The 12,203-nt window shown below is 43.4% G+C and carries 12 protein-coding genes; 9 read left to right on the top strand and 3 right to left on the bottom strand.

Going from position 1 to position 12,203, the window contains the following annotated elements:
• The first annotated feature begins 20 nt into the window (after nt 1-20).
• The 9 genes from serC to pyrF all read left to right on the top strand — a co-directional run bounded on the left by serC (nt 21) and on the right by pyrF (nt 9,605).
• Complete coding sequence (gene serC, locus QZZ55_RS12345; RefSeq protein WP_293267637.1) at nt 21-1,103, top strand: 3-phosphoserine/phosphohydroxythreonine transaminase; 1,083 nt, start codon at nt 21-23, stop codon at nt 1,101-1,103.
• 22 nt (nt 1,104-1,125) lie between these two features.
• A complete protein-coding gene (gene pheA, locus QZZ55_RS12340; RefSeq protein ID WP_293267636.1) occupies nt 1,126-2,223 on the top strand; it encodes a prephenate dehydratase in 1,098 nt (365 codons plus the stop codon).
• A 74-nt stretch (nt 2,224-2,297) separates the two neighbouring features.
• Nucleotides 2,298-4,514 carry a bifunctional prephenate dehydrogenase/3-phosphoshikimate 1-carboxyvinyltransferase gene (locus QZZ55_RS12335; protein WP_293267671.1) on the top strand — a complete coding sequence of 739 codons (2,217 nt, stop codon included), beginning with the start codon at nt 2,298-2,300 and terminating at the stop codon, nt 4,512-4,514.
• Nucleotides 4,501-5,190, top strand: a complete 690-nt coding sequence (gene cmk, locus QZZ55_RS12330) for a (d)CMP kinase (RefSeq protein WP_293267635.1) — start codon at nt 4,501-4,503, stop codon at nt 5,188-5,190. The genes QZZ55_RS12335 and cmk overlap by 14 nt, the downstream gene beginning before the upstream one ends.
• A 56-nt stretch (nt 5,191-5,246) precedes the next feature.
• Nucleotides 5,247-6,929: a 30S ribosomal protein S1 gene (gene rpsA, locus QZZ55_RS12325; RefSeq protein WP_293267670.1), complete on the top strand. Its 1,683-nt coding sequence runs from the start codon at nt 5,247-5,249 to the stop codon at nt 6,927-6,929.
• Nucleotides 6,930-7,009: 80 nt separating this feature from the next.
• Nucleotides 7,010-7,306 (top strand): integration host factor subunit beta, encoded by a 297-nt coding sequence (locus QZZ55_RS12320; RefSeq protein WP_293267634.1) that lies wholly within the window; start codon nt 7,010-7,012, stop codon nt 7,304-7,306.
• 107 nt (nt 7,307-7,413) lie between these two features.
• The gene (locus QZZ55_RS12315; protein ID WP_293267633.1) at nt 7,414-7,656 is read left to right on the top strand and encodes a LapA family protein; all 243 of its coding nucleotides are present in this window, start codon (nt 7,414-7,416) and stop codon (nt 7,654-7,656) included.
• A gap of 1 nt (nt 7,657) precedes the next feature.
• Nucleotides 7,658-8,839, top strand: coding sequence for a lipopolysaccharide assembly protein LapB (lapB, locus tag QZZ55_RS12310; protein WP_293267632.1), 1,182 nt, complete (start codon nt 7,658-7,660; stop codon nt 8,837-8,839).
• Nucleotides 8,840-8,894: 55 nt separating this feature from the next.
• Nucleotides 8,895-9,605 carry an orotidine-5'-phosphate decarboxylase gene (gene pyrF / locus QZZ55_RS12305; RefSeq protein ID WP_293267631.1) on the top strand — a complete coding sequence of 237 codons (711 nt, stop codon included), beginning with the start codon at nt 8,895-8,897 and terminating at the stop codon, nt 9,603-9,605.
• Nucleotides 9,606-9,615: 10 nt separating this feature from the next.
• Here pyrF and QZZ55_RS12300 read toward each other — a convergent pair whose 3' ends face one another.
• The 3 genes from QZZ55_RS12300 to QZZ55_RS12290 form a co-directional block, all read right to left on the bottom strand.
• Complete coding sequence (locus QZZ55_RS12300; protein WP_293267630.1) at nt 9,616-10,548, bottom strand: ROK family protein; 933 nt, start codon at nt 10,546-10,548, stop codon at nt 9,616-9,618.
• A 68-nt stretch (nt 10,549-10,616) separates the two neighbouring features.
• Nucleotides 10,617-11,510: an AEC family transporter gene (locus tag QZZ55_RS12295; protein WP_293267629.1), complete on the bottom strand. Its 894-nt coding sequence runs from the start codon at nt 11,508-11,510 to the stop codon at nt 10,617-10,619.
• A gap of 21 nt (nt 11,511-11,531) precedes the next feature.
• The gene (locus QZZ55_RS12290; RefSeq protein ID WP_293267628.1) at nt 11,532-12,020 is read right to left on the bottom strand and encodes a universal stress protein; all 489 of its coding nucleotides are present in this window, start codon (nt 12,018-12,020) and stop codon (nt 11,532-11,534) included.
• Nucleotides 12,021-12,203 lie beyond the last annotated feature (183 nt).

Raw genomic sequence — 12,203 nt, 5'->3', positions numbered from 1 at the left:
TTTTAAGAGAAAAAGTAGAAATGATCCGTAAGTTGAATTTCAGTGCAGGGCCTGCAGCCTTACCAGAAGAGGTATTACAACAGGCGCAGGAAGAAATGCTTGATTGGCATGGGCATGGGCTCTCTATTATGGAAATGAGCCATCGTAGCAAAGAGTATGTGTCAGTGGCAGAACAAGCAGAACGAGATCTTCGTGAGCTTATGCAAATACCAGACAACTATAAAGTGCTGTTCTTGCAAGGTGGTGCCACTACTCAGTTCTCGATGATTCCGCTGAACCTCTTACGTGATAAAAAGACAGCTGATTATATAAATACCGGCGTTTGGTCTAAAAAGGCTATCGCTGAAGCTAAACGTTATTGTGAAGTGAATATTGCCGCAACAACTGAGCATAACAACTTTACATCAGCACCCTCTCAGGATGAGCTGAAACTGAATCCTGATGCGGCTTATGTACATTACACGCCGAATGAAACTATTGGCGGTGTTGAATTTGACTATATTCCTGAAACAGGTGGCGTGCCATTAGTTGCGGATATGTCATCAAGTATTCTGTCGCGATCTATCGACGTGTCTCGCTTTGGTTTAATTTATGCGGGAGCGCAAAAGAATATAGGCCCTGCCGGCTTAACAGTAGTGATTGTTCGTGATGATTTGATCGGCCAAATGCTCCCGAACGCGCCGACAATGTTTGATTATTCGGTACATGCAGCAGCTGATTCCATGAATAACACCCCGCCAACTTTTGGTTGGTATTTGGCGGGTTTGATTTTTCAATGGCTTAAGCGTCAAGGTGGTGTTGAAGAAATGCAGATTATCAATCAGCGTAAAGCAGAAAAGCTCTATGCAGCCATTGATCAAAGTAGTTTCTATGCAAACCCTATTGCCGTAGCCAATCGCTCTTGGATGAACGTTCCTTTTACGCTTGCTGATGCAGGTCTGGATAAAGCCTTTCTTGAGGAAGCGGAACAATCGGGTCTGCTGAATTTGAAGGGGCATCGTTCTGTGGGTGGTATGCGTGCCAGTATATATAATGCAGTACCTGAGACTGCTGTTGATTCGTTGATAGCATTTATGGCTGAGTTTGAACGTAAACATGGTTAACCTGTTGAAATAGGATCCTTGGATGACTGAACAAGAACAGGCGCTCAAAGTACTGCGCGATCAAATTGATTCAATCGATAAGCAAATTCATGTGCTAATGAATCAACGAGCTATGTGCGCTCAAAATGTAGCTGAAGTTAAAGAGCAGTATCAAGGTGAGGAAGTTGCCGTTTTTTACCGGCCTGAACGAGAAGCTCAGGTTCTAAAACGGGTTATGGAGCGTAATGAAGGCCCGTTGGCGGACAAGGAAGTGGCGCGTTTATTTCGCGAAATAATGTCTGTTTGTTTAGCACTCGAAAAGCCCATGCGAATCTCTTTTCTTGGGCCTGAGGGTACCTTTACACAGCAGGCAGCTTTAAAACATTTTGGGCACTCCGCTGAAAGTGCACCAATGGCTACGTTGGACCAAGTTTTTAGAGAGGTGGAAGCCGGGGCCGCTCATTATGGGGTTGTGCCTATTGAGAACTCATCTGAAGGCATGGCCACGCATACATTGGATCTGTTTAAGCGTTTCAGTCTGCGTATTTGTGGTGAGCTGGAATTGAAAATCCATCACCATTTATTAGCGCAGGAAAATACGGACTCAGAACTGATAAGCCGTATTTATGCCCACCAAGAATCATTTGCGCAGTGTCGAAGTTGGTTGGATGCTAACTACCCACAAGCAGAGCATATAGTTGTTAGCTCAAATGCAGAAGGTGCTAGGTTGGCAGCTCAAGAAGTTGGAACAGCTGCGATTGCAGGCGATATGGCTGTAGATTTATATGGCTTGCAGATTTTAGAACGCAATATTGAAGATCAACCGGATAACAGTACACGCTTTCTCATCATCGGGGATCAGGATGTAGGCCCAAGCGGGGACGATAAGACGTCAATATTGATGTCTGCTCATGATAAACCAGGAGTATTGTATACACTTCTTGAGCCTTTTCATCGCCATGGTATCAGTCTCACGCGAATAGAAACCCGACCCGCAAAGCAAGGCGGTTGGAGCTATATGTTCTATATAGACTTTGAAGGTCATGCTGACGAAGAAAAAGTACAGAACGTACTCTGTGAGCTGGAAACTAGCTCGGTAGAGTTGAAGCTGTTGGGGTCTTACCCTAAAGCGGTATTATAATAATTATAAAGAGCGCATATGAAACTAGTTTTTCGTGTGAATAAGCTGCAGTGGAGTATGGTCCTGTGAGCTTTATGGTCAATCGTGTGTTGATTATTGGTCTAGGCCTTATTGGTGGATCATTAGCTAAAGCACTAAAAAAGAAGCAATTTGCAAATGTTATTGTCGGTTATGATCGCAACTCTGATGATGTCCAAACAGGTTTGGATTTAAGCATTATCGATGAAGGCAGTCATCATTTAGCAGATGCAGTGAAAGTTGCTGATATTATAGTTTTGGCGGTGCCGGTTAAGGCAACTGAAGCTGTTTTATTTGATTTAAAACCTTACTTGCAAGCGCACACAGTTATTACCGATGTAGGTAGTACGAAAAGTAATGTTATAGCCGCAGCTCAAAATGTTTTCGGTTCGATACCCTGTAATTTTATCCCTGGCCATCCTATTGCGGGTTCTGAAAAAAGTGGTGTTGCCTCAGCTGACGACACCTTGTTTGCAAAGCATAAAGTTATACTAACGCCACTGCCTGAGTCAGATAAGAGCGCAACGAGCTTGATTGCTCGAATGTGGCAGTGTACTGGCGCCGAAGTTTTACAAATGGACATCGAGCGGCATGACGAAGTGTTAGCTGCAACCAGCCATTTACCCCATCTTCTTGCGTTTTCACTCGTCGATACTTTGGCTAAAGAACAGGACAGTACTGAAATTTTTCGTTATGCCGCAGGTGGTTTTCGAGACTTTACTCGTATTGCTGCTTCCGACCCGACTATGTGGCATGACGTCTGCTTGGCTAATAGGCAGCAAATACTAAGTCAGATTGATAATTTTACTGATGGCCTGGCGGTGTTGCGAGAAGCTATTGTTAAAGGTGATAGTCAATCTATGCTGGGTGTTTTTACGCGCGCAAAGTCAGCGAGAGAGCATTTCAGCAAAATGCTAAGCGGTACGGCATATTCACAACCTCATCATAATTCGCAAGTAACATTCTTTGTTAGATCTGCTGCCTCTTTGCAGGGACGGATTCGTGTACCTGGCGACAAATCAATGTCTCATCGCGCAGTAATGATAGGGGCGTTGGCTGAAGGTGTGACACATCTCTCTGGGTTTTTAGAAAGTGAGGATAGTCTGGCGACAGTGCAAGCATTTCGAGACATGGGGGTAGTCATTGAGGGGCCTCACCAGGGGCGAGTGAAAATATATGGTGTAGGGCTTCACGGTTTGTACCAGCCACCGGGGCCTTTGTACTTAGGTAACTCGGGTACATCTATGCGATTACTAAGCGGACTACTGGCTGGTCAATCATTTGATACTGAGCTATTAGGTGATGAATCACTTTCAAATAGACCTATGGAAAGAGTGGCGGAACCTTTAAGGAAAATGGGAGCCTCTATAAGTACATCTAAAAATGGAGGGGCGCCGGTTAGCATAAAAGGTCATCAAAAATTATTTGCTATTGATTATGAAATGCCAGTGGCCAGTGCCCAGGTTAAGTCAGGGCTCTTGCTTGCAGGGCTTTACGCTAAAGGTGAAACGAGAATTAGGCAGGGTGCTATTACGCGTGATCATACAGAGCGTATGCTGAAAAATTTTGGCGTTGAACTTTCTACAGTGAATGGCGTAATTAGCATGGCCTCTGGTCAAACGCTGAAGGCAACCAATTTAGATATTCCTGCTGACATTTCATCTGCTGCCTTTTTTATTGTGGCAGCGGCTATTAATCCAGGATCTGACTTGGTAATTGAGCAAGTCGGAGTGAACCCGAGTCGGTCTGGTATTTTAGATATTATGAAATTAATGGGAGCAGATATATCACTGAATAATTCGACAACTCACAACGGAGAGCCTGTTGCTGATGTGCATGTGCGCTATTCACCTCTCAACGGTATTGTAATTCCTGAAAAACTGGTATCTGTCGCGATTGATGAATTTCCTGTGATTCTTGTTGCAGCAGCGGCTGCAAATGGAGTTACTTGTCTCACAGGAGTAGGGGAGTTACGTTATAAAGAAAGTGATCGTATAGAAGCTATGCAGCAAGGATTGCTGCGAATGGGAATAGATGTTGTTGTTAAGGGGGATGATATATTTATCACTGGCGGCGAATTAAGAGGAGCTAGTATCAGTAGTTATGATGACCACCGGATAACAATGGCGTTTGCTATAGCTGGCACTATTGCCAAAGAAGAAGTAATGATTGAAGCCTGTAGTCATGTAGCAACCTCTTTTCCAGAGTTTGTTGAGGTTGCTCAAAAAGCAGGAATACGCATTCATAAGGAGAAGGCGAATGTCTCAAGTTAACACGAGTGTGCCTGTTATTACCGTTGATGGACCTAGTGGTTCAGGGAAAGGAACCGTGTGCCGGTTGCTGGCTGAAAACTTAGGATGGAGGTTATTAGACAGTGGAGCGCTTTACCGGTTAACAGCGCTGGCAGCTAGCCATCATGGTGTTCGTATCGAAGATGAAGAAGCTTTAGTCGTTTTAGCAGCTCACTTAGATGTACAGTTCTCTTCGCGTGATGATGATATTCAGATTGTGTTAGAAGGTGAAGAGGTAACGCAGGCAATACGAAGTGAATCTGTTGGAAATGATGCTTCAGTCATTGCTGCAATAGGCTCTGTAAGGCTTGCTTTGCTTGAAAGGCAGCGTGCGTTTGCCGAGTTACCAGGGTTAATTGCTGATGGGCGAGATATGGGAACTGTTGTCTTTCCTGAAGCTACATTAAAAGTCTATTTAGACGCTAGCGTGGAAGAAAGAGCAACTAGACGATATAACCAGTTGATAAATAAGGGACTCGATGCTAGCCTTGAAATCATACTGGGAGACTTGCAACAACGTGACGCGCGTGATATGAACAGAAGTGTAGCGCCATTAAAGCCTGCAAGTGATGCGCTGGTACTGGATTCGACCAGTATGAGTATTGAAGAGGTTCTAAGTGCGGTCCTTGAAGAAGTTCGCCATAAAGGATTGCGTTAGATGTTCATAATGGAACTGTGATAACAGGCAACGAAAGTTGCGAGGGTGTTTAGATGATGAGCGAAAGTTTTGCTGATCTCTTCGAAGAGAGTCTGCAAGGATTGAATATGGCGCCCGGATCAATTGTGACGGGTACAGTAATAGCGATAGAGAATGATTTCGTTGTTGTTCATGCAGGACTTAAATCTGAAGGCGTAATACCTAGATCGCAGTTTCAAGACGAAAAAGGCGAGCTTACCGTCGTTGTTGGCGATGAAGTCCGGGTTGCCCTGGAAAGCGTTGAAGATGGCTATGGTGCTACAAAACTTTCTCGTGATAAGGCAAAACATGCCGAAGCGTGGGCTGTTCTTGAACAAGCTTTCGAGAAAGGCGAAATTATTACCGGAGCGATTACTGGCAAGGTACGTGGTGGATTTACCGTATCAGTTGGCAATGTAGATGCTTTTTTACCGGGTTCGTTATTAGATATTAGGCCTTTAAAAGACAGCACTCATCTTGAAGGAAAAGAGCTTGAGTTTAAGCTAGTGAAGCTTGATGCAAAACGAAACAACATTGTTGTTTCTCGTCGCGCAGTGCTTGAAGAATTAAATAGCGCCGACCGCGATAAATTGATTGAAACCTTGGCTGAAGGTATTGAGCTAAAAGGCATTGTTAAAAACCTAACCGATTACGGCGCATTTATAGATTTAGGCGGCGTTGATGGATTACTGCATATCACTGACATAGCTTGGAAGCGTGTAAAACATCCAAGTGAAGTACTAGCCGTCGGTGATGAGATCAATGTAAAGGTTCTAAAGTATGATCCTGAGAAGACGCGTGTTTCGCTAGGCATAAAACAGTTAATGGCTGATCCATGGGAAGAGACCATCGCTACCATTAATGTAGGCGATAAAAAAAGTGCTCGTGTCACTAATTTAACAGAGTATGGCTGTTTTGCTCAGATAGCAGATGGTATTGAAGGGTTGGTCCATGTTTCTCAAATGGATTGGGCTAATAAAAATATTCACCCTTCTAAAGTTGTGCATGTCGGACAAGACGTTGATGTTATGGTATTGGCGATTGATAAAGAGCGACGCCGAATCTCTTTAGGAATGAAGCAGTGCCAACAAAACCCGTGGGATGCATTTTCTGAGAAGTTTAAGGCGGGTGATAAGCTAACAGGAGCCATTAAATCTATTACTGACTTTGGTGTTTTTGTTGGCCTTGATGGAGATATAGATGGATTAATCCATTTGTCGGATTTGTCTTGGGACTTGCCGGGTAATGAGGCGGTTAAGCAATTTCATAAAGGTGATGAAGTTGAAGCGGTTCTAGTATCCGTTGATGTTGAACGTTCGCGTATCGCTTTAAGTATTAAACAATTAGAAAGCGATCCTTTTAGTGACTATGTTTCTACTAAAGCTAAGGGGCATGAAGTAGTAGGTACCGTAACAGCTGTTGAAAAACAGCAAGCGACAGTGCAGCTCAGTGAGGGTGTTGAAGCCATATTGAAAGCTGCAGATTTTTCACGCGACCGTACCAGTGATCTTACAGAGCAGCTGAACGTTGGTGACCAAGTGTCGGCACTCATTGCGGCAATAGATAGTAAGAACCGAAAGATCAGTCTTTCTATTAAACAGAAAGAAATGAAGCAAGAAAAAGAAGCATTGCAATCAGTACAGCAGCAAACAGTTGAGGCGTCTGGACCTACAACTATTGGTGATCTGATAAAACAGCAAATGAGTAAAAAGGACTCCTGAACCCTGAAAGCGACATATGACGCTTTTTTTTACAGGGCATGTCGGGGATATATAGTGTGTGAGGCAGTGGAGGGAGTATAATGACAAAATCAGAATTGATAGAGCATCTGATTGATCGGCATCCTGAACTTTCTGTAAAAGATGTAGAGCTGGCGGTTAAAGCAATGCTTGACCATATGACAGAGTCACTCGCCAATGGTGATCGCATAGAAATTCGCGGTTTTGGTAGTTTTTCTCTTCATTTTCGAGCACCTCGGATAGGGAGGAACCCAAAAACGGGCGACTCTGTATCGTTAACGGCTAAATATGTTCCTCATTTTAAACCAGGAAAGGAATTACGAGAGCAGGTTAATGAGAGTATTGAGCATGGCTTTTAAGCGGTGGTAAAAACCGTTACAAAGCAGTATTCGGAGATTATATTGTGCGTTGGTTAAAAATATTAATAATATTTCTGTTGTCAGCTGTAATTCTGATGGTAGGAATTATGTTTACAATTCATAACACAGAGAAAGTGTCGATTGATTTAGTATTCCTTACATTGCCTGAAGCGAGTTTGTCTCTTTGGTTAATAGCTGCCTTTGTATTGGGTGGCTTATCTGGATTCTTGCTGAGCAGTGTGGCTGTTGTTTCTCTAAAGGCTCGGTTGATGGGGAGCCGTCGCAAGATAAACGCGACAAACAAAGAGCTTGATCAGTTGAGGATGGCGACGCTTAAAGACGCTGCATAACGTGCAAAATACTTGGCTTATCGTTCCCTTTGTTGTCGCCATTTTTATTGGCTGGTTACTCGGACGAAAAAGCCTTAGGCAAGATATGAAGCCTGCATCTGAGGGTGTGTTGAGTCGTGATTACTTTATTGGACTTGATCACCTGCTAAATGAGAAAACAGATGCAGCAATAGAAAGCTTTATTCGTGCGCTGGAAGTGAATAGTGAAACTATTCCTGCTCACTTGGCTTTAGCCAAGTTGTTTAGACGTAAGGGTGATGTTCAGCGTGCCATTAATATTCATCAAAACCTTTTAGCGCGGCCTGATTTATCCAGAGAGGATTCACTTAGAGTCCAGATGGCGCTTGCGTTAGATTATGATGCAGTAGGGCTGTTGGATCGTACCGAAAACCTGCTCAAAGATATTGTTAAGCAAAACCCTCCGCGTGAAACTCGTCGCAAAGCATTGACTGTATTAACTAAGCTCTATGAAAAAGAGCAAGAATGGCATGCGGCATTAGAAACAGCTCAAAAACTTAACCCTGATGAAGCAGTTAATATTCGGCATGAATGTGCACACTATTTTTGCGAGCTTGCGGAAAAAAGCTTAAAAGAAGGGCGCTATAAAGAGGCTGCTGACTTTACAAAGCAAGGATTACAGTTGGACTCTCAGTCTGTGCGGGTCTCATTGCTACAGTCACATATTGCAATGGAACAGCAGCAGTGGAAAACAGCCATACGCGCGTTGCGTAATGTTGAAAAACAAAATGTAAAATTTGTATCAGAGACAATTAAAGATCTAGAACAGTGCTATTCATCATTACAAAATCGTACAGAATATGAAGCCTATTTACGGCACTGTTTATCGAGTGCGCCGTCAGCAACGGTTATTTTGGCACTAGCCGAAACCATTAAAGAAGATCGAGGGATCTATGCTGCAGGTATATTTATTACGGATGAGTTAAAGCACCGTCCATCGATAAAAGGTTTTAATCGCTTAATAGCTATGCACATAGAGCATGGCAGTGAAAATGCTCGAGACAGTTTAAAAACATTGCGAAGCTTAATTGGCACTCTAGAAATGAGTAAGCCACGTTATCTTTGCCAGAAGTGTGGTTTTTCTAGTCGGTCATTAGTCTGGCAATGTCCGTCTTGTAAGAGTTGGAGTACAACCAAGCCTATTCAAGGTTTGGAAGGCGAATAACGAGTCATAGTTTTTATTACTAAAGTCAGTTAAAAGTGAATGAGAGTAGATTAAAGTGACCCTTGATAAAAAACGCATCATTGTTGCATTGGATTACCCTACTGTTGAGCAAGCCCTGTCGATGGCTGATCAGCTAGACCCTTTGCGCTGTAGGTTAAAAGTGGGTAAAGAGTTATTTACGCGTGGCGGCCCTGCCATCGTTGAGCAATTGCAACGTAAGGGGTTTGATGTTTTTCTTGACCTGAAATTTCATGATATCCCGAATACAACCGCAAAAGCAGTACGAGCAGCAGGTGAATTAGGTGTTTGGATGGTCAATGTTCATGCAACGGGTGGGCGCCGCATGATGGAAGCTGCTCGTAATGAGTTAGCGCAGGTGACAAACAACACTACCTTACTTATTGCTGTCACTGTGCTTACCAGTATGGAGCGAGAAGACTTAAAAGAAGTGGGGTTGGATCTTGATCCGCTTGACCATGTGAAACGCCTTGCTGCTTTAACAGAGTCTTGTGGATTAGACGGAGTAGTGTGCTCTGCTCAGGAAGTTAAACCATTAAGAACTATTATCTCGCCAAGCTTTAACTTAGTAACACCGGGTATTCGCCCAGCAGATAGTGTAGCAGGCGATCAACGTCGGATTATGACACCTGCTGAAGCGATACAGGCAGGGAGTACATATCTGGTGATTGGGCGTCCAATTACTCAAGCACAAAACCCATTGATTGCATTGGAATCTATTGAAAAAGAGATAACGCCTTTTATCTGACTCTTGCTTATTAAGTCGTAGGCCATAACCAAGCGGCGCCTCTCACGCCGCTTGAGTCTCCATGTATTGCCTTGGCAAGCTTGGTGTTTACCGTATCTGAAAAGATATACTGCCCCCACACTTTAGGAAGTTCATCGTAAAGACGGTTTATATTCGACAAGCCTCCACCTAAAACAATGATGTCAGGGTCGAGTACATTAATAACGCCGGAAAGACTGCGAGCCAATCTGTCGATATATAAATGGCAATAAGCTTGTGAAAGGGTGCAGCCTTGCTCAGCCCTTTGCCAAATCAAATCAGGTGTCGTTGCTAGAGCTAGAAGTTCGGAAGGTCTGTTTAGCTCGTTTGCGCTGGATACTTCAATATTGTAATGCGCGGTGGAACCAGGGCCTGATAGATAACTCTCAATACAGCCGTATTTCTTACAGTAGCATTGTGAGCCTGGCAGCTCTTCATTTGAGGGGTAAGGAAGAGGGTTATGTCCCCATTCACCAGCGATAGAATTAGAGCCATTTAAGACCTGTTGGTTAACCACTATCGCGCCACCTACACCTGTTCCTAAAATCACACCGAAGACAACGCAGTGGCCTTGCCCTGCACCATCGATAGCTTCTGATAAAGCAAAGCAGTTGGCATCATTGCTTAAGCGTATTGGGCGCTCAAGGATGTGTTCCAGGTCTTGTTGTAATGGTTGGCCAATAAGACAGGTGGAATTTGCATTTTTGACCCGCAGTGTTTTGGAGGAGATTGCTCCAGGAATACCAATGCCGATAGTGGCGCTTTCCCCAAGATGTTTTTCAGTGTGCCTGACTAAATCTGTGATAGCGGAAACAGTTGCGTTGTAATTATTTTGCGGCGTTGCGATGCGTTTACGATAAATAATTTTATCATTAAGCGCAACAATCTCTATCTTTGTACCGCCTAGGTCAATTCCAATACGCATATGGATTCACAGTAAGAAAGTATGCTGTTCAGAATAAATCTAACGGCTAAGAGAATAAAGCTTAGTCATCAAAGAATAAAAAATAGGGTAGCAGGAATAATAATTAAACTACCTATATTGCCCAATAATACAATTGAAGCAACTTGATGAGGTTCCTGCTGATAGCGCTCTGAAACCATATAATTCAGAACAGCCGGCGGCATCGCGCCAAACAGTATTAGATAGGTAAAATGTAGAGGCTCAAGTTGTAACAGGGGTTGTAGAGCAAGTGCAATAACGAGGCCGCTGAGAGGGCATAGAATAGCGCCCCAAATACCAATTTTCCAATGGGTGAGGTCAACGTTGGTCATCCTAACACCTAAAGCAAATAGCATAAGAGGAATAGATATCTGTCCCAGCATATCAATAAACGTAGCAACAGCAACCGGAAGGTGTAGGTCAAAAGTACTCCAGATTAAACCGGCTATAGTAGCGATAATCATAGGCATTTTGAGTACATTGATCGGGTTTGTTTTATGATCAAGAATATATAAACCGACGGTGAAGTGAAGAAGGTTCTCGACCAAAAATAGCACGACAGCAGCAGGTAAGGCGTGTTCTCCAAAGGCGAGTACAGCCAAAGGTAAGCCTAAATTTCCGCTATTGCTGAACATCATCGGAGGCAGGAATGTTTTAGGGCTAACGCCTAATAACTTACAGACAGGCAAGAGTAATAAACCTGAACCTAAAACAACGATGGCCGCTCCAATGGCCAGCATTTGAAATTGGGGTAAATCAAAAGATTTTGCAGACAAAACTGAAAAAATGAGTGCTGGAACAAATATGTCGATGTTTATGGTGTTAGCAGTCGACATATCTGTATGACGTTTACGAGCATAAAAGAAGCCCACACTGACAATCGCGACAAGCGGGAAAACTGTTAGAAAAATCCTTTCTAGTAGTGCCAGTGTGGAGCTATCCATAAATGTACTCAATCGATGATATTAGTCGTACTTTTTGCCGGTAGGTACAATAACGACGGGTAGCTTAGCATGTTTAACCACTTGTGCAGTGGTATGGCTATGTCGGCCGAAAGTATTCTCTGCACCCATAACAATCATCTGTACATTGCGCTTTTTAGCTTCGTTGAGAATGGAGTCAGTGTGATTACCTTCGACAATGGCGTATTCGATATCCACGTCGATCTCTTCAGGTAGGCTGTTCATTTCTTCGGCACAGAATTTTTCGATTCTTTCATGCATTTCCTGATGGATTACATTAATCCCTTCGTCGTGCATCTGCTTAACAAGCTCATCAGACAAGTAGTTCTTTATTAGTGCCGAGCCCATTTCTCCAATCGGCTCTACTACGTGCAAAATAACAATTTTAGCGTTAAGTGCTCCGGCTAGCTTTACGGCGTGGCGAAAAACTGGGCGCGTATGTTTACCAAGAGAAGTAGTATAAAGAATAGTATTGATATCAGGTAAAGCCATGTTGGTATCCTCACAACGGTCAATTTGAGTATGTGTTCAGGCCTTATGGGCTTGAATACGATTGTTTTCTTCAGTTGAAGGTGTTTGACTCAATTTTGGTTGAGTACAGCGATCAACGAGATAAATGATTGATTTGTAATCAATTCCACTGTGGTGGCTTAAACCAATTTCGCAGGTGCGACT

The organism is Neptunomonas sp., from assembly GCF_016744175.1.
GTDB lineage: Bacteria > Pseudomonadota > Gammaproteobacteria > Pseudomonadales > Balneatricaceae > Neptunomonas.
This window is presented reverse-complemented; position numbering and strand designations above follow the sequence as displayed.